This window comes from Pseudomonas agarici (assembly GCF_001543125.1).
GTDB lineage: Bacteria > Pseudomonadota > Gammaproteobacteria > Pseudomonadales > Pseudomonadaceae > Aquipseudomonas > Aquipseudomonas agarici.
This window is the reverse complement of record NZ_CP014135.1, coordinates 5,076,462-5,094,747: the sequence shown is the minus strand read 5'-3', so window position 1 is coordinate 5,094,747 and position 18,286 is coordinate 5,076,462. Positions and strand designations below refer to the sequence as shown.

Genomic DNA, 18,286 nt, shown 5'->3' with positions numbered 1-18,286 from the left:
TAGCGCTTTTATGCTGAATAGGTGGTGCCATATTGCACGGGTAGTTCGGAGGGTTACAGACAAGTTATGGTGAGCGCTCCAAAATGGTGCGCTCCGAAGGCCGCGTATTTACTGGCCTTGCGCGGGGTGAGAAGTTTCTGTGTGGAGTTTTATGGGCAATTGCGCGACAGCCGCGCATTGCTCGTCGGGCGACTGGACTGCATAATGTAGCCCCTTTTTTCAGCCCCTACATGTGGAAGGTTCCCGTGACTCAGAAGCCCGACCAGTGTCTTGGTGAGTGGATTGATCGTGAAGCGCTTGCAGAAGCGATGATTCCGCTTATCGGTCAGCTCTACCGCAATAACAATGTGGTGAGTTCGATCTATGGCCGCAGCCTGATCAACCAGTCTGTCATCGCGATTCTCAAGGCTCACCGCTTTGCTCGCCATCGTCAGACCGATGATGTCGAACTGTCCGTCCACGAGACTTTCCCGCTGCTCAAGGCCATGAGCGAGCTCAAGCTGGGCGCCGCTTCGGTGGATCTCGGCAAGTTGGCCGTGAAGTTCAAGACTCAGGGCAATGGTCGCAGCGCCGAGCAGTTCGTCCGCGAAGAGCTGGCCGATGTCGTCGGTCAGCAGAATGTTTGCGCACGCAAGGGCACTGACGTGGTGCTGTACGGCTTTGGTCGTATCGGTCGTCTGCTGGCGCGTATCCTGATCGAGAAAACCGGTGGCGGCGACGGATTGCGCCTGCGCGCCATCGTCGTGCGCAAAGGCGCCGAGAACGACCTGACCAAGCGCGCCAGCCTGCTGCGCCGCGACTCGGTGCATGGTTCGTTCAACGGCACCATCACCATCGACGAAGAAAACAACACCATCACCGCCAACGGTAACCTGATCCAGGTGATCTACGCGAAGAGTCCGAGCGAGGTGGACTACACCCGGTACGGCATCAAGAACGCCCTGCTGGTGGACAACACCGGCGTATGGCGTGACGCCGACGGCCTGGGTCAGCACCTGGCCTGTCCGGGTATCGACCGCGTGGTCTTGACCGCGCCGGGCAAAGGCAAGCTGAAGAACATCGTGCATGGCATCAACCACGGTGAAATCACCGCTGACGATAAGATCGTTTCCGCGGCGTCCTGCACCACCAACGCCATCGTGCCGGTGCTCAAGGCCGTCAACGACAAGTTCGGCATCGTCAACGGCCACGTCGAAACCGTTCACTCGTACACCAACGACCAGAACCTGATCGACAACTTCCACAAGGGCGATCGCCGTGGCCGCAGCGCGGCGCTGAATATGGTGATCACCGAGACCGGTGCCGCCACTGCTGCCGCCAAGGCCTTGCCTGAGCTGGCCGGCAAACTGACCGGCAATGCGATTCGCGTACCGACTCCGAACGTGTCGATGGCGATTCTGAACCTCAACCTGGAGACTGCCACCAGCCGCGAGGAGATGAACGAGTACCTGCGCTATGTGGCGCTGCACTCGGATCTGCACAAGCAGATCGACTTCGTCAACTCGCAGGAAGTGGTGTCCACCGACTTCGTCGGTTCGCGCCACGCTGGTGTGGTCGATGCCGAGGCGACGATCTGCAACGATAACCGTGTTGTCCTGTACGTCTGGTACGACAACGAGTTCGGTTACAGCTGCCAGGTGGTGCGTGTGATGGAAGATATGGCTGGGGTCAACCCGCCAGCGCTTCCACACTAAGCAACAGCCGCCAACAAAAACGCCCCGACTAGTCGGGGCGTTTTTGTTGGCGATCAAACCTGGCTGGGGGCCGTCACTTGTGCGGTGCGCAGTTCATGCCTGTTACCATGGAACAGCACCAGGGTAGCGATCAGCCCCAGTACGGCCGCACCACTGAGCCAGATGCCCGGAGCCGCCTTATTGTCCAGTACGTGGATCAGGTAGGTGCAGGCCGCCGGCGTGAAGCCGCCGAAGGTCGCCGTCGCCAGGCTGTAGGCCAGGGAGAAGCCCGTGGTGCGGACTTCCACTGGCATGATCTCGGTCAGGGCTACCACCATTGCGCCGTTGTACGAACCGTAGAGGAACGACAACCACAACTCGGCAATCAGCAGATGGCTGAAACTCGGGTTTACCACCAGCCAGGACAGCACTGGATAGGCCGTAAGGATCGCCAGGATGGTCGCCCCCAACAGTAACGGCTTGCGGCCGATCTTATCGGAAACGGCGCCCATCACCGGCAGCCAGAAGAAGTTCGACAGGCCGATGCACACGGTCACCAGCAACGCGTCGAAGTCCGACAGGTGCAGTTCGTTCTTGCCGAAGGTCGGGGTGTAGGCGGTGATCAGATAGAACGATACCGTGGTCATGACCACCAGCGCCATGCCCGCCAGCACCAGGCCGAAGTTCTGGCTGATCGAACGCATGACTTCCTGTAAGGTGGGGCGATGTTTGCGTGCCTGGAATTCAGGTGTCTCTTCCAGCGAGCGGCGGATGATGAAGATCGTCGGGACGATCATGCAGCCGATCAGGAACGGCACGCGCCAACCCCATTCACCCATTTGCTCGGGGCTCAGCCAGTGGTTCAAAGCCACCCCCAGCAAGCCGGCGAAGACCACTGCGGCCTGTTGACTGGCAGACTGCCAACTGACGAAAAAGCCTTTGCGGCCCGGCGTCGAGATCTCGGCCAGGTAGACCGAAACACCGCCCAGCTCTACCCCAGCAGAGAAACCCTGCAACAGACGGCCCAACAGGACCAGCAGCGGTGCCGCCACGCCGAGGGTTGCGTAACCCGGCACACCGGCAATCAACACCGTGCCTGCAGCCATCATCGCCAAGGTGATGATCAGCCCCTGACGACGACCATGGCGGTCGATGTAGGCACCGAGAAAGATCGCACCCAGCGGACGCATCAGGAAACCGGCACCGAAGGTAGCCAGAGAAAGCATCAGGGAGGCAAATGCACTGTCGGCCGGAAAGAAGGTTTTAGCGATGGCCGTGGCATAGAAGCCATAGACCATGAAGTCGAACATCTCAAGAAAGTTACCGCTGACAACGCGAAAAATCGCCTTGCCCTTGCCTGTACTCAAGGCCATTTTTATCCACCACGTTGGCTATCGAAGCAATCTTTCGTCGTTGTTCCTCGTGACTGATCCTTTCAGGTATCCGCAAGCTGGAAGAACAGTTTGTAACAATATGTGTATTGCCGAGGTCAGGCAACAAAAACCCCAGCCTCTGAGCAAAATGCCATAATCTGGCCACTAGAGCGTCTCAGTTGGTTTTTGGGGTGAGCAAGGTCGCGTGCCGCGGGGCTGAAAAGGTGTCCGAGACTAACCCAACACTGAAGGGCACCCAGGTGAGTTCCGAAGGCCGGCGGCCTGCAACGATCTAACGCATACTACGCAACCTCCAACGATGCCTTCTTAGCGATCATGTTATTTCCAGGCCCCAGGATTTTCTTACGAACAGGTATGCCATGGCTCGCCACCGCGTTCCTGCTGATCTGCGGCTGCGGTTCGCAAGACTCCCTGGAGCGGTTTGGTGGGCCTACCATGGGCAGTACCTATTCCATCCAATACGTGCGGCGTGCGGATGGGCCAGTGGCCCGTGAGGTCAAGGCCGAAGTCGAGGCGATTTTGGCTGAGGTCGACCAGCAGATGTCGACCTATCGCAGCGACTCCGATATTGAACAGTTCAACGATCTGCCGGCCCATCGCTGTCGTCCCATGCCTGCCTCGATTCTGCGATTGGTGCGCGTGGGCGATGAGTTGGCGCGGGCCAGCCAGGGAGCCTACGACCTGACGGTCGAGCCGCTGATGAATCTCTGGGGCTTTGGTCCGCAAGGGCGCAAGGAACAAGTGCCGCAGGCCGCGCAACTGGCCGAGGCCCGCCAACGCGTCGGGCACCTGCATCTGCGTGTCGAGGCCGAACGGTTGTGCAAGGACGCGGCCGTGCGGGTCGACTTCGATAGCATCGCCGCAGGCTACACGGTGGACCGGATTGCCGAGCGGCTGACGGCGATGGGCATTGAGAGCTTTCTAGCCGAGGTCACGGGCGAACTCAAGGCAGTGGGCCGCAAACCCGACGGCAGCCCCTGGCGCGTTGCGCTGGAAGAACCGCGCGACGACCGGCAGGTCGCGCAACGCGTCATCGATATCGATGGCTACGGGGTGTCCACTTCCGGTGACTATCGCAATTATTTCGAGCAGGATGGCAGGCGGTACTCCCACACCTTCGATGCGCTCACCGGCGCGCCGATTACCCACGGGCTGGCGGCGGTCACGGTGATCGATCCCTCGACCCTGATGGCCGATGGGTTATCGACGATGCTGTTGATCCTGGGCCCCGAGCGCGGTTGGGACTACGCGCAGGAGCACGATATCGCTGCATTTTTTGTGGTGCGTGCCGATACCGGTTTCGTCACGCGAACGAATTTGGCGTTTGACCGATTGTTCAGCGACAAGGCACATTAACTTGAGTGCCTGGGCCTAGCCCGCGACGCGGCCAAGGGTTAGTGTGCGCGGCGTTAACGTTTCTATAGACTGCACACCGAGATTTGATCCTTCATGTCGTCGGTTGCGACATGGTTTAGCCGCAGGTGCCAGAGGGGTGCCTCGGCCTGTTCTGAGGAGTACGCATGGCTGTCTACAACTACGACGTGGTGGTACTGGGTTCTGGGCCCGCTGGAGAAGGTGCGGCGATGAACGCCGCCAAAGCAGGGCGCAAGGTGGCGATGGTCGACAGCCGTCGGCAGGTTGGCGGCAACAGCACCCACCTGGGGACCATCCCGTCCAAGGCCCTGCGTCACTCTGTACGACAGATCATGCAGTTCAACACTAACCCGATGTTCCGGGCCATCGGTGAGCCACGCTGGTTCTCCTTCCCGGATGTGCTCAAGAGTGCGGAAAAGGTGATCTCCAAGCAGGTTGCCTCGCGCACTGGTTACTATGCCCGTAATCGCGTGGACCTGTTTTTCGGCACTGGCAGCTTCGCCGACGAGCAGACCATCGAAGTGGTTTGCTCCAACGGCGTGGTCGAGACGCTGGTGGCCAGGCACATCATCATCGCTACCGGTTCGCGGCCTTATCGCCCAGCCGATATCGATTTCCATCACCCGCGTATCTACGACAGCGACACGATCCTCAGCCTGGGCCATACCCCGCGCAAGCTGATTATCTACGGGGCCGGGGTGATCGGTTGCGAATACGCCTCGATCTTCAGTGGTCTGGGGGTGCTGGTGGAACTGGTGGATAACCGCGACCAGTTGCTCAGCTTCCTCGACTCGGAGATTTCCCAGGCGCTGAGCTACCACTTCAGCAACAACAACATCACCGTGCGCCACAACGAAGAGTACGAGCGCGTCGAGGGCCTGGACAATGGGGTGATCCTGCACCTGAAGTCGGGCAAGAAAATCAAGGCCGATGCCTTGCTTTGGTGTAACGGCCGTACCGGCAACACCGATAAGCTGGGCATGGAGAACATCGGGGTCAAGGTCAACGGCCGTGGCCAGATCGAGGTCGACGAGAACTATCGTACCTGCGTGCCCAACATCTATGGTGCTGGCGATGTGATCGGCTGGCCGAGCCTGGCCAGTGCCGCCCACGACCAGGGCCGTTCGGCGGCGGGCAGCATTGTCGACAACGGTAGCTGGCGCTATGTCAACGACGTGCCGACCGGGATCTACACCATTCCGGAGATCAGCTCGATCGGCAAGAACGAGCATGAACTGACCAAGGCCAAGGTGCCTTACGAAGTGGGCAAGGCATTCTTCAAGAGCATGGCCCGGGCGCAGATCGCCGGCGAGCCACAAGGCATGTTGAAGATCCTGTTCCACCGCGAGACCCTGGAGGTCCTCGGCGTTCATTGCTTCGGTTACCAGGCCTCGGAGATCGTGCACATTGGCCAGGCGATCATGAACCAGCCGGGCGAGAACAACACCCTGAAGTACTTCGTCAACACCACCTTCAACTACCCGACCATGGCCGAAGCCTATCGGGTAGCGGCTTATGATGGTCTCAACCGGCTTTTTTGAGCGGCTCCGGCCGGTGGCCTGAGCCGGCCGGGGAGACCGATTTCAGCCTTTCCCAAGTGTGGCCGTGGCCAAACCGGGAAAGTCTGTAATCAGGCTGTCGACGCCGAAGTCGGCGAGCCTGCGCATCAGCGCCGGCTCGTTGACTGTCCATACCGACACATGCAGACCCTGGCGCTGAGCCTTGATCAGGCGTTCCGGGGTGCAGAGCGTCCAGTTCAACGCCAGAATCTGGCAGCCATAACTCTGCGCAATCTTCAGCGGGTCGAGCCAGGCGTATTCGGCTACCAGTCCACGTGACAGATCAGGGGTCAGCTCCAAGGCGGCCTTGAGCACCTCGCGAGAGCTGGAGGTGACGGTGACCCTGTCCAGCAGGCCGAAGCGCTGGGCCATTTCGCGGATCGCCAGTACGGTGGTTGCGGCGCGGGTACGTGAAGCGCTCTTGACTTCCAGTTGCCAGTGTTCGAACTCGCACTGCTCGAACAATTCCTCCAGGCGCGGAATCGGACACGGGGTGATCCAACCCGGACCGCCCTTGCGTGCGTCGTAGGTCACAAGGTCGGCGGCCGAATGCTCGACCACCTTGCCGCGTCGGTCGGTGGTGCGCTTGAGGGTCGGGTCATGGATCACCATCAATTCGCCATCCATGGACAGATGCAAATCCAGTTCGCAGCGGCGCACGCCGTGTTTGAGGCACTCCTGGAAGCTGGTCAGGGTGTTTTCCGGTGCCTCGCCTTTGGCACCACGATGGCCATAAATCAGAGTCACGACTGCTCCTTCAAGGAAAAAATGATCCTGCAAATAATCGGGTCGCACGATAAATCCAGGGCTTAACTCGCCTCGGGATCGTTTTGCTCGCGAGCCAGGCGTCGTTGCTGCGCCTGTTTCTGGAGGATATAGCGTGCCAGCAGTTGGCGCTGGGCATCGGTCAATGCTTGGAATTCGGTGCCGATTTCGAAAGTGCCGAAGCTCTGTGGTTTGCAGTGGACCACCTTGGCCCGCAACAGCAGCCCGAGGGCCTGCGGCATCAGCACCAGCTTGACCGCCAGGTGGGTGCCCGCCAGGTAGGCCTGGTGATGGCTGAACTCAATGCCGCCTTCGGAGATGATCACCGATTGCGGTTCGCCGAACTCGCCGAGCACGGTCAAGGCCATGACCTGGCTGAGCAGGTCGATGCGCTTGTTCTGCGATTTCAGGTAGGCCGACAGCGTCCGGTCGCGCTCGCTGACCTGGCGCAGCAGATGCTGTGATTCGAATTCGCTCAGGTGCAGTTCGCTGAGCAGATTGAAGAGCGGCGAAGCATCCTGCAATACTTCCCGGTGAGCGGCATCGGCGGCAGACAGAGGGTGGATTTCCAGTGCGATCGTGTCCTCGATACGGTAGTATTCGCGGCGATCTTCTTCATCTAATGTCGACATGGCGAACCCAAGGTAGAGGTGATGGTCTGAGTGTAAAGCTGCTGACCCCGCCTCGCCACATTGGACGTCTTCTTTTCCTCCGAACTTCTTTGCCTTCGAACTAGCCTCCGACATGTTCAGACCACTTTTCGTATTTATCGGTACGCGTTACACCCGTGCAAAGCGCCGCAGTCACTTTGTTTCCTTCATTTCCCTGACATCCATGATTGGCCTTGCCTTGGGCGTGGTAGTGATGATCGTGGTGCTGTCGGTGATGAACGGCTTCGACCGTGAAATGCGCGACCGCGTGCTGGGCATGGTGCCCCACGCCACCCTCGAGTCGGGCCAGCCGATCAGTGACTGGCCGAGCCTGGCGGACAAGGTCCGGCACAACCCGAAAGTCGCCGCCGTGGCCCCGTTCACTCAGATGCAGGGGTTGCTGACCAACAACGGTCAGGTGCAGAAGGTGCTGCTCAATGCCATCGATCCGGCGCAGGAGCGTAAGGTCTCGATCATTGACCGGTTCATGCTCCAGGGCCAGCTTGATGCGTTGTCGCCTGGCAGCTTCGGCATCGTCATTGGCGACAAGGCGGCGACCAAGCTCGGTGTCGGTCTCGGCGACAAGCTGACTTTCGTCGCCCCGGAAGTCACGGTGACGCCGGCGGGAATGTTCCCGCGGATGAAGCGCTTTACCGTGGTCGGGATCTTCCATGTCGGCGCTGGCGAACTGGATGGCTATCTCGGCCTGACCAATCTCGATGACCTTGCGCGCCTGCATCGTTGGAAACCGGATCAGGTCCAGGGCCTGCGCCTGAAGTTCAACGACCTGTTCCAGGCACCGCGCACGGCCTGGGAAATCGCCCAGCAGTTGGGCGACAACCACTACTACGCCCGCGACTGGACCCGTACCCACGGCAACCTGTACCAGGCAATCAAGATGGAAAAAGCCATCATCGGCCTGCTGCTGCTGCTGATCGTGGCGGTGGCGGCGTTTAACATCATCTCGACCCTGGTGATGGTGGTGAACGACAAGAAAGGCGATATCGCCATCCTACGTACCCTGGGGGCCACGCCGGGGCAGATCATGAGGATCTTCATGGTCCAGGGCACCGTGATCGGCGTGGTGGGCACGCTGATTGGTGCGGCGGTGGGAATGTTCGCCGCGCTCAATGTCAGCGCGGCGATTTCTGCCCTCGAAGGTCTGATCGGGCACAAATTCCTCAATGCCGATGTGTATTTCATCGACTACCTGCCGTCCCAACTGATGGCCCAGGATGTCTTGGCGGTCTGTGGCGCGGCGTTGGTCCTGAGTTTCCTCGCCACCTTGTATCCGGCCTGGCGTGCGGCGCGCACCCAGCCTGCGGAGGCGCTACGTTATGAGTGAGTTAGGCATGAGTGATAAAGCAGTGCTGAGTTGCCGCAACCTGGGCAAGTCCTACGAGGAGGGCCCGGAGTCGGTGGTGGTGTTGTCCGGCTTGCAGCTTGAGCTCCACGCGGGCGAGCGGGTGGCGATCGTTGGCAGTTCCGGCTCCGGCAAGAGCACCTTACTCAACCTGCTGGGCGGGCTGGATACGCCGTCCCAGGGCAGTGTCTGGCTGGCCGGCGAAGAGTTGTCGGCGTTGGGGGAAAAGGCCCGTGGGTTGTTGCGCAATCGTTCCCTGGGTTTCGTTTACCAGTTCCATCATCTGCTGGCGGAATTCACTGCACTGGAGAACGTCTGCATGCCGTTGCTGATCGGTCGCACGGCGATTCTCGAGGCCCGCCAGCGCGCTACTGCATTGCTGGCGCGGGTCGGCCTGGGGCACCGCCTGGAGCACAAACCGGCCGAGCTGTCCGGCGGTGAGCGCCAGCGCGTGGCGATTGCTCGGGCGCTGGTGAACAAACCGGGCCTGGTGATGCTCGACGAGCCGACCGGTAACCTCGACCACCACACTGCTCAGGGTATCCAGGACCTGATGCTGGAACTCAGCACCTCGATGCGCACGGCGTTCCTGGTGGTGACCCACGACATGAGCCTGGCCCGCCAGATGGACCGCGTGCTCCATCTGGAAGATGGCAAGCTGGTCCAAATCCCGTGAAAGCTACGGCGCTCGACGATACGGCGTTAAATACAGGCTCGCCGTCGCTCGCTGCGCTTTCGGGCGATTTGGATGTCTGTTCTTCATATTGAAGTAACTGTTATTTTTCTACGGTGGCTTGCGAATGTTCCGACCGTTATCGATTTTCATCGGCACGCGCTATACCCGCGCCAAGCGCCGCAATCGCTTTGTCTCGTTTATCTCGATGACCTCAATGATCGGCCTGGCCCTGGGCGTGCTGGCAATGATCGTGGTGCTGTCGGTGATGAACGGTTTCCAGAAGGAAATGCAGTCGCGCATCCTTGGCATGGTGCCTCATGCGACCATCGTCGGCGTAAAGCCCATCGATGACTGGCTGCCGGTGGCTGAGGCGGCAATGAAGAATCCCGAAGTGATCGCGGCGGTGCCGTTCACTGAAATGGACGGGATGCTGTCGTACAAGGGCTCGATGCAACCGATCCAGATCAGCGGCGTCGATCCGGCCCAGGAAGGCAAGGTCTCGATCGTTGCCCAACATATTGTCCAGGGCCAGTTGGATGACCTAAAGCCGGGCGAGTTCGGCGTGGTGATCGGCGATATCACCGCGCGGCGCTTTCGCCTGAATATCGGTGACAAGTTGACGTTGATCGTCCCCGAGCTCAGCTCCGCGCCGGGTGGCATCACCCCGCGTATGCAACGCCTGAACGTGGTCGGGGTATTCAAGGTCGGTGCCGAGCTGGATGGTTCCATGGCCCTGATCCATATGGCGGATGCGGCGGATATCCAGCACTGGCAACCGAACCAGGTGCAGAGTGTGCGCCTGGCGGTGAAGGACCTGTATGCCGCGCCCCGAGTCTCGGCTCACATTGCCAGCGGGCTGGGCGCCGAGTTCACGGCGGATAACTGGACCCATACCCAGGGCAGCCTGTTCAGCGCGATGAAGATGGAAAAGACCATGATCGGCCTGCTGCTGATGATGATCGTGGCGGTGGCGGCGTTCAATATCATCGCGACGCTGATCATGGTGGTGAACGACAAGGGGGCGGATATCGCCATCTTGCGCACCCTTGGCGCCACGCCCCGGCAAATCATGACGATCTTCATGGTCCAGGGCACGGTAATCGGGATTGTCGGGACCTTGATCGGTGGTGTGCTCGGCGTGATCGCGGCGCTCAATGTCAGCGAACTGGTGGGTTGGATCGAGCGCATCAGTGGGCAGCACATCTTCAGTTCCGATGTGTACTTCGTCAGCAACCTGCCGTCACAGTTGCAGGCGGGGGATGTAGTGTTGATCTGTTCGGCCGGGTTTATCCTCAGTTTCCTGGCGACCCTGTACCCGGCATATCGGGCGGCGAAGATCGAGCCGGCGCATGCGCTAAGATATTCGTAGTCGGTGATGGCCTCTGTGGCGGGTGGGCTGGTCGGAACGCCGCACCGCCGCTGGGCGCGAAGCGTTGTGTCAGATGGAACGCGGTACTTGCACAGGGTCAATCCCATTCCGTTGGAGGGTGAGTATGTTTGTTTTTAATAGCATTGCGCGCAATAGCCTGGCACTGGCCAGCCTGCTGGTGGCGGGTTTTCCGGCCTGGGCATCGCCGGTCCACTATGACTTCGGCCAGCCCGCGCCCGCCGCGAAGGCCACCCGCACGATCGAAGTAGGCATGACCGATATCGCCTTCAGCGCCAAGGAGCTGGAGGTCAAGGCCGGTGAAACCGTGCGTTTCGTACTGGTCAATAACGGCCATCTGCTGCATGAGTTCAACCTCGGCCATGCCTCGATGCATGCCGAGCACCAGCAGGAAATGCTCAAGATGCAACAGGCCGGCCTGTTAACCCCGACCGGCATACAGGAAGGCGCAATGGATCATTCCGCCATGGCGGGCATGGATCATGGGATGAAGCATGACGATCCCAACAGTGTGCTGGTGGCGCCGGGCAAGACCGCCGAACTGACCTGGACCTTCAATCAGGCCGGCAACCTGCAGTTTGCCTGCAATATCCCTGGCCATTACCAGGCAGGCATGGTCGGCGAGCTAAAAATCGACGGTTGAGCGGGGTCGGTTGCATCGCCACGCTGAAAGCCGCAGGTAAACCCGATAGACTGGTCGGGTTTATTCTTTCAGGTTTCCGTTATGCATCCCGCAGCCGAACACTCGCCGCTGGGCAAGTCCAGCGAGTACATCGCCACTTACACCCCGTCCTTACTGTTCTCGATCCCGCGTGCGGCAAAATGGGCCGAATTGGGCCTGAGCGCCGCTACCTTGCCTTATCGGGGCGTGGATTTCTGGAACTGCTTCGAGCTGTCCTGGCTGTTGCCGTCGGGCAAGCCTGTGGTGGCGATCGGCGAGTTCAGCATTCCCGCGGATTCACCGAATATCATCGAATCCAAGTCCTTCAAACTGTACCTTAACTCCTTGAACCAGACGCCGTTCGCCGATACCGCGAGCCTGGAGGCAGTGCTGCGCGCCGATTTGTCGGCAGCCGCCGGGAAAGCGGTGGGCGTGCGGGTCCGTTCCTTGAATGAGGTGCAGGCCGAGGGCGTGGTGGCGTTACCGGGTGTGTGCATCGACGACCTGGAGGTCACTGTCAACGACTACGCCCATCCGCGTCCCGAGCTGCTGCGTTGCGATAAGTCGCGGGTGATCGAGGAGAGCGTGTACAGTCATCTGCTCAAGTCCAATTGCCCGGTCACCAGCCAACCGGACTGGGGCAGCGTGGTCGTCGAGTATCGTGGTGCGGCGCTGGATCACGCGAGTCTGTTGGCGTATCTGGTGAGCTTCCGCCAACACTCGGATTTTCATGAGCAGTGCGTGGAGCGGATCTTCCTCGACCTGCAACGCTTGCTGAAGCCGGAGAAACTGACGGTGTATGCGCGTTATGTACGGCGCGGTGGCTTGGATATCAATCCGTATCGCAGTACCGAGGCGGCCGAATTCCAGAACCTGCGGTTGGTGCGTCAGTAACGGTTATCGCCAACGCGTGTTGGCGATAACCATTCAGGCACAAAAAAGCCTCGACGAGTCGAGGCTTTTTCTATTGGGTGCTCCAGGAACGACAGGTTGCGCAAACGCAGCCTGCTTGGCTGTGGATCCGACAGCCATAAGCAAGAAGGTCGCACGAATTACCTCGTCATCTTACTCGATTTTCTGCAGTGTGATCATCTAACCAGAAAAAGGTAATCTTGCTCGTAGCGATTCAAGAAAGGTTGGAGGCATGACGATGGTGTGATCCACCTGTTTTTCATCATCTTGATAAATGATCTTACCCTTTTCGATAGTGATAGGCTCATGACCTGGCTGACCATCCCAGAAGATTTTGTAGTGTCTCTTGACTAGAAGCGATCCTTGTTCATCTGTGATGGTGAGTTGAACTTGATCCATGCTATCGCCAAAGAGGTGGCTGGTATTTACTCCGCTACCACAAATGTTGATAGTGTACTTCTTGTCATCGAACTCTTTGACTCCACCATTCAATTTGTCATTATAGTTGTATCTTTGACAATCAGTGTTATTAAATGAATTTTCGAGAAAAGATGCACCATAACCAAGGACTATAATACCGATAGCTATAAAAAGGGCAGACTTGAAAGGCCTCTTCACATCGGCTCCGATGGGCGGCATATTTGTTCCAATTTCATTTGAATCGGCTTCTTCAGCTTGAAAAGTTGTGGTTTGCTGTAGATCATGAAATCGCCACCTCTATTGTGCTTCTCGCGCCACTCATTATAGCTTTTGTTGTAAACGGGATAGTAAACGTTTTTCACCAAAAGCTTACTGAAGAAGCCGGTTCTCTTATCTATAGGTTTGTCAATAGGGTTGCCTGGTAGGTAATCCCAATTGATACCCATCTCGGTAATTTTTGAGCTTCCCATCTTGGTATTAATTTTATTGCCATCAACCAAGTCACTGATTACTGCAAAGTAAGAAAGAATCATGTCTTTCTTATTCCAATGTCCAAGATATTGACTGTTGCTATTATTTTTGTCATTGAATGAATAATTGTCTTTCAGATATGCATAAATGTGAGTGATGGTGGCAGTGGAGTCAATGCAATATGACTTGGTTCTGTTCTGTCCGTCATATTTGAAATATTTCTCTGTGCTGATTTTGACGTGGCCAATAGCGGTATAGATATTGAAATTTCCTAATGTTCCGGTAAGGTCGGTTAGAAGCAATCCATCCAGTGTCGCACTTGTTGGGATGTCCTGAAATTGAAATTGCCAATCGATGTGAAATTGGCGAATGTCGCCGATATATTGTGCAGTGCCAAATGAAAGGTTCATTGATTTTTGATCGATGAATATCTTTCTGATCTGCTCTGTAATTTTTTTCTTGGCACCCTCAATAGCTTTAGGTGAATATATTTTCTCACTTAGTAGTTCATCGAAACGCCTTCGCACGCTGCCAAAATTTAATGCCCATTTGAGTGTTACCGTATTGTGGTCAATGGGGTGAACCGCGTTAGGTTGATCGTTATAGATGTGTTTGGGGCTGGCAAACCATTCTCTAGCGACCTTGGCGGATATTGGCCAACCAATCTTTTCCATTGCACCGGGAATGTCTTGAAGATCAAATTCAGGGAGCCTCTCATGATCTTCAGCTTCAAGCTCTTGTGGCTTGAGGGCAGGTGGGGGCTTAGATTCTTTCTGCTGTTGTTTTGCGGTTTGTGCAGCAAGCTGCTTCTGAGGTGCTGCTTCTACTTGTTGGGGCTTGATTTGTTCAGCGATGAGTGTGGATACCGTGGGCCTTGGGGGTGGAGCTTCACCAGGCGCAAGCCGCTCATAGGAGATCGTCTGTGGGGTGTTGATTGGGACACACCCAGCCGATCCCACATAGCACTTCCACGTTGAAGTAGTAAACGGAAGACCAGATGGAGCCATCTGGTAATAGGGTCGCTTTATTATCTTCGTTTTGCTCAAAACACCTTCCTGCTTATCGTTGCGCGTGTGGCATGCCCGATGCCTATCTAAGCGAAGCGTGCCAAGTTCATCTACATAAATCTAACTTAATCGTATCGTAAGATTAGTTTGTAGTTGTTCGTTATTGAATTTTGGAGAGACTCGGTATGAGCAATCCTAAATAAAGAAAGCACGCTGTTGAGTACATTTTTATGATTCAGCTTTAATTTTTCACGTTTCAGTTTTTCTATGATTTTTTTGAGTATAAAGTGAAAATTATCAATGACGCCATCGTCTAATCTCAATACAGGATACGATAAATCGGCTCAGCAATGTAACCTGAGCCGCTGTATACGGGGTTGTATGTATGATGAATGGGAGGCGGTTCTGAAGCCGCCTCCCATTCGATCACTTGTTGCTTAGGCTTGCACAACCGGGATCTTGGCGTTTGCCGCGGCTTCACGGAACTCGGCGATCTGGTCGAAGCTGAGATAGCGGTAAACATCGGCAGCCATGCTGTCGATCTTGCCCGCGTACTCCATGTACTCCTCGACGGTCGGCAGGCGACCCAGGATCGATGCCACGGACGCCAGCTCGGCCGAAGCCAGGTAGACGTTCGCGCCGTCGCCCAGACGGTTCGGGAAGTTACGGGTCGAGGTCGACACCACGGTGGAGTTCGGTTCTACCCGTGCCTGGTTACCCATGCACAGCGAGCAGCCCGGCATTTCCATGCGCGCACCGGCCTTGCCGTAGATGCCGTAGTAGCCTTCCTCGGTCAGTTGGTGAGCGTCCATCTTGGTTGGCGGCGACAGCCACAGGCGAGTCGGCAGTTGGCCCTTGACCTGATCCAGCAACTTGCCCGCGGCGCGGAAGTGGCCGATGTTGGTCATGCAGGAACCGATGAACACTTCGTCGATCTTCTCGCCGGCAACGCTGGACAGCAGGCGGGCGTCGTCCGGGTCGTTCGGCGCGCAGAGCACGGGCTCCTTGACGTCGGCCAGGTCGATTTCGATGATTTCGGCGTACTCGGCGTCCTTGTCGGCTTCCAGCAGCTCAGGATTGGCGACCCAGGCTTCCATCGCCTGTGCTCGACGTTCCAGAGTGCGGGCATCGCCGTAGCCTTCGCCGATCATCCAGCGCAGCAGGGTGATGTTCGACTTCAGGTACTCAGTGATCGACTCTTTGGACAGCTTGATGGTGCAACCGGCGGCGGAACGTTCGGCCGAGGCGTCGGACAGTTCGAAAGCCTGCTCGACGGTCAGGGTTTCCAGACCTTCGATTTCCAGGATGCGACCAGAGAAGGCGTTCTTCTTGCCTTTCTTCTCGACAGTCAGCAGACCTTTCTGGATCGCGTAGTAAGGGATGGCATGTACCAGGTCACGCAGGGTGACGCCCGGTTGCAGTTTGCCCTTGAAACGCACCAGAATGGATTCCGGCATGTCCAGTGGCATCACGCCAGTGGCGGCGGCGAAAGCCACCAGGCCGGAACCGGCTGGGAACGAGATGCCGATCGGGAAGCGGGTGTGCGAGTCACCACCGGTGCCGACGGTATCCGGCAGCAGCATGCGGTTCAGCCAACTGTGGATGATGCCGTCGCCCGGACGCAGGGACACACCGCCACGGGTCATGATGAAGTCGGGCAGGGTGTGATGCGTGGTGACATCGATTGGCTTCGGATAGGCCGCGGTGTGGCAGAACGACTGCATGACCAGGTCGGTGGAGAAGCCCAGGCAAGCCAGGTCTTTGAGTTCGTCACGGGTCATCGGCCCCGTGGTGTCCTGGGAACCGACGGTGGTCATCTTCGGCTCGCAGTAGGTGCCAGGACGAACGCCTGTCACGCCGCAGGCCTTGCCGACCATTTTCTGCGCCAGGGTATAGCCCTTGGTGCTTTGGGCCGGAGCTTCCGGCAGCTTGAACAGGGTCGAAGCGGGCAGGCCCAGTTCGGCACGCGCCTTCTCGGTCAGGCCACGGCCGATGATCAGTGGGATACGACCGCCGGCACGAACTTCGTCGAGCAGTACCGGGGTCTTCATTTCGAAGGTGGCCAGGACTTCATCGCTGTTGTGCTTGGTCACTTTGCCGGCATGCGGGTACAGGTCGATCACGTCGCCCATGTGCATGTTGGTGACATCGAACTCGATTGGCAGTGCGCCAGCGTCTTCCATGGTGTTGTAGAAGATCGGGGCAATCTTGCTGCCGAAGCAGAAGCCGCCTGCGCGCTTGTTCGGCACATAAGGAACGTCGTCACCGAAGAACCACAGGACCGAGTTGGTCGCCGATTTACGCGACGAACCGGTACCGACCACGTCACCGACGTAGGCAATCGGGAAGCCGTCATTGCGCATCTGCTCGATCTGTTTCATCGGGCCGATGGCGCCTTGCTGGTCCGGAACAATACCGTCACGGGCCATTTTCAGCATGGCCAGAGCGTGCAGCGGAATGTCAGGGCGCGACCAGGCATCCGGAGCCGGGGACAGGTCGTCGGTGTTGGTTTCGCCAGTGACCTTGAACACGCGCAGGCTGATCTTGTCGGCCAGGGTCGGGCGGTTCTTGAACCACTCGCCGTCGGCCCAGGACTGGATCACGGCCTTGGCGTGGGCATTGCCGTTCCTGGCTTTTTCCGCGACGTCGTGGAAGGCATCGAACATCAGCAGGGTATGCTTGAGTTGCGCGGCGGCAACCGGGGCCAGCTCGGCGTCGTCCAGCAGCTCGACCAGGGTGACGATGTTGTAGCCGCCCTGCATGGTGCCGAGCAGCTCAACGGCACGCTTCTTGTCGATCAGGGGGGAACTGACTTCGCTCTTGGCCAGGGCGGAGAGGAAACCGGCCTTGACGTAGGCGGCTTCGTCCACTCCAGGCGGAACGCGATGGGTGATCAAGTCAACAAGGAACGTTTCTTCGCCAGCCGGGGGGTTCTTCAGCAGCTCGACCAGGCCTGCAGTTTGTTCGGCGTTAAGCGGCTGGGGCACGATACCCAGGGCTGCACGCTCTTCGATATGTTTGCGGTAGGCTTCAAGCACAGTATTACCCTCATCAGTGGTCCCAAATGGGTGTCCGGGACGCTCATCCAGAAATGCTCGACTCCATGCGCAACAGGGCTTTTTGAGCCGTTTAGCCAGAGGTTCGGAGATTTCCAACAGAAGCTGTTTTCAAAGTTTTACGTCTTCGGAACGGAGCTGATGCAGATGAGGGTCGGCATGAGGATTTCCGGGCGGAAACTCCCACGCCAACGCCGTTCTTCAGAATGAGGGCGATTTCGCCCGGAGGGTGAAGCGTCTTTGGACGTATTTCACCCCACACTGTGCTCGTGACGCTTTGAAAACAGCTTCCAACGGACATTGGCGCCTAAAAAGGCAGGCCGATTCTACGGCATATTCCGGAGAAAGGTAAGTTAAGCCCTACAGGTTCGGGGGTGATCCTTTTTAGACAAAAGGCTAACATGCGGACCTGTTTTGCTTTGCCGCGTGTTCCCTGCCCATGTCCCATCAGACCATCAAGACTCCCTGCGTCGGCCTCTGCTCCACTGTTTACGGTGACTTGGTGTGTCGTGGCTGCAAGCGCTTCCACCATGAAGTGATCCACTGGAACGGTTACGACGAGGAGGCCAAGCGTGCGGTCTGGCTGCGTTTGGAGCAGTTGCTGGTGCAGGTCATGGTGGCCAAGCTGGAAGTGTTCGATCCGGTCAGGCTGCGTGAGCAACTGGAGGCCCGCAAGATTCGCTTCGTGCCGCATCAGTCGGAATATTGCTGGGCTTATCAGTTGATTGCCCGCGGCGCACGGGTGATCAGTCAGTTGGATGCCTACGGTATGGTACTGCTGCCGGAGTTCCGCGATTGGAACCTGCCGGAGCTGCGCGATGCCATTGATCGGGAGTTTTTCCTGCTGTCCGAAGCGCACTACCAGCGTTATATCGCGCCGGGCTTTCTCAAGGACGCGTTCGGCGCCTGAGAAATCCG

Annotated in this window: 15 protein-coding genes; 9 read left to right on the top strand and 6 right to left on the bottom strand. The window is 57.9% G+C overall.

What is annotated here, in order from left to right; translation table 11 throughout:
- The first annotated feature begins 230 nt into the window (after window positions 1-230).
- The gene (locus AWM79_RS22270; protein WP_060783796.1) at window positions 231-1,694 is read left to right on the top strand and encodes a glyceraldehyde-3-phosphate dehydrogenase; all 1,464 of its coding nucleotides are present in this window, start codon (window positions 231-233) and stop codon (window positions 1,692-1,694) included.
- 53 nt (window positions 1,695-1,747) lie between these two features.
- Here AWM79_RS22270 and tcuC read toward each other — a convergent pair whose 3' ends face one another.
- The gene (tcuC, locus tag AWM79_RS22265; RefSeq protein WP_017134126.1) at window positions 1,748-3,046 is read right to left on the bottom strand and encodes an MFS transporter; all 1,299 of its coding nucleotides are present in this window, start codon (window positions 3,044-3,046) and stop codon (window positions 1,748-1,750) included.
- Window positions 3,047-3,421: 375 nt separating this feature from the next.
- Here tcuC and AWM79_RS22260 point away from each other — a divergent pair, with 375 nt between their 5' ends.
- Together AWM79_RS22260 and sthA are read left to right on the top strand one after the other, a co-directional pair.
- Window positions 3,422-4,423, top strand: coding sequence for an FAD:protein FMN transferase (locus tag AWM79_RS22260; RefSeq protein ID WP_156430145.1), 1,002 nt, complete (start codon window positions 3,422-3,424; stop codon window positions 4,421-4,423).
- A 164-nt stretch (window positions 4,424-4,587) separates the two neighbouring features.
- A complete protein-coding gene (sthA, locus tag AWM79_RS22255) occupies window positions 4,588-5,982 on the top strand; it encodes a Si-specific NAD(P)(+) transhydrogenase (protein ID WP_017134124.1) in 1,395 nt (464 codons plus the stop codon).
- 42 nt (window positions 5,983-6,024) lie between these two features.
- Here sthA and AWM79_RS22250 read toward each other — a convergent pair whose 3' ends face one another.
- Window positions 6,025-6,747 carry a glycerophosphodiester phosphodiesterase gene (locus AWM79_RS22250; RefSeq protein ID WP_017134123.1) on the bottom strand — a complete coding sequence of 241 codons (723 nt, stop codon included), beginning with the start codon at window positions 6,745-6,747 and terminating at the stop codon, window positions 6,025-6,027.
- A gap of 62 nt (window positions 6,748-6,809) precedes the next feature.
- Window positions 6,810-7,397 carry a PilZ domain-containing protein gene (locus AWM79_RS22245; RefSeq protein ID WP_017134122.1) on the bottom strand — a complete coding sequence of 196 codons (588 nt, stop codon included), beginning with the start codon at window positions 7,395-7,397 and terminating at the stop codon, window positions 6,810-6,812.
- 112 nt (window positions 7,398-7,509) lie between these two features.
- Between AWM79_RS22245 and AWM79_RS22240 the strand changes: the two genes are divergently transcribed.
- The 5 genes from AWM79_RS22240 to queF all read left to right on the top strand — a co-directional run bounded on the left by AWM79_RS22240 (window position 7,510) and on the right by queF (window position 12,396).
- Window positions 7,510-8,760 carry a lipoprotein-releasing ABC transporter permease subunit gene (locus tag AWM79_RS22240; RefSeq protein WP_026013428.1) on the top strand — a complete coding sequence of 417 codons (1,251 nt, stop codon included), beginning with the start codon at window positions 7,510-7,512 and terminating at the stop codon, window positions 8,758-8,760.
- Window positions 8,761-8,767: 7 nt separating this feature from the next.
- Complete coding sequence (gene lolD, locus AWM79_RS22235) at window positions 8,768-9,454, top strand: lipoprotein-releasing ABC transporter ATP-binding protein LolD (RefSeq protein ID WP_167375440.1); 687 nt, start codon at window positions 8,768-8,770, stop codon at window positions 9,452-9,454.
- A gap of 124 nt (window positions 9,455-9,578) precedes the next feature.
- Window positions 9,579-10,823 (top strand): lipoprotein-releasing ABC transporter permease subunit, encoded by a 1,245-nt coding sequence (locus AWM79_RS22230; RefSeq protein WP_017134119.1) that lies wholly within the window; start codon window positions 9,579-9,581, stop codon window positions 10,821-10,823.
- Window positions 10,824-10,947: 124 nt separating this feature from the next.
- Window positions 10,948-11,484, top strand: coding sequence for a copper-resistant cuproprotein CopI (gene copI / locus AWM79_RS25170; RefSeq protein WP_060783794.1), 537 nt, complete (start codon window positions 10,948-10,950; stop codon window positions 11,482-11,484).
- 81 nt (window positions 11,485-11,565) lie between these two features.
- Window positions 11,566-12,396, top strand: a complete 831-nt coding sequence (gene queF, locus AWM79_RS25165) for an NADPH-dependent 7-cyano-7-deazaguanine reductase QueF (protein ID WP_017134117.1) — start codon at window positions 11,566-11,568, stop codon at window positions 12,394-12,396.
- Window positions 12,397-12,594: 198 nt separating this feature from the next.
- Here queF and AWM79_RS22215 read toward each other — a convergent pair whose 3' ends face one another.
- The 3 genes from AWM79_RS22215 to acnB all read right to left on the bottom strand — a co-directional run bounded on the left by AWM79_RS22215 (window position 12,595) and on the right by acnB (window position 17,350).
- Window positions 12,595-13,053 carry a hypothetical protein gene (locus AWM79_RS22215; protein WP_017134116.1) on the bottom strand — a complete coding sequence of 153 codons (459 nt, stop codon included), beginning with the start codon at window positions 13,051-13,053 and terminating at the stop codon, window positions 12,595-12,597.
- Window positions 13,029-14,312, bottom strand: coding sequence for a DUF6402 family protein (locus AWM79_RS22210; RefSeq protein ID WP_060784034.1), 1,284 nt, complete (start codon window positions 14,310-14,312; stop codon window positions 13,029-13,031). The genes AWM79_RS22215 and AWM79_RS22210 overlap by 25 nt, the downstream gene beginning before the upstream one ends.
- 437 nt (window positions 14,313-14,749) lie before the next feature.
- Window positions 14,750-17,350 (bottom strand): bifunctional aconitate hydratase 2/2-methylisocitrate dehydratase, encoded by a 2,601-nt coding sequence (gene acnB, locus AWM79_RS22205; protein ID WP_060783793.1) that lies wholly within the window; start codon window positions 17,348-17,350, stop codon window positions 14,750-14,752.
- A gap of 457 nt (window positions 17,351-17,807) precedes the next feature.
- Here acnB and AWM79_RS22200 point away from each other — a divergent pair, with 457 nt between their 5' ends.
- A complete protein-coding gene (locus AWM79_RS22200; protein WP_017134113.1) occupies window positions 17,808-18,278 on the top strand; it encodes a DUF1289 domain-containing protein in 471 nt (156 codons plus the stop codon).
- Window positions 18,279-18,286 lie beyond the last annotated feature (8 nt).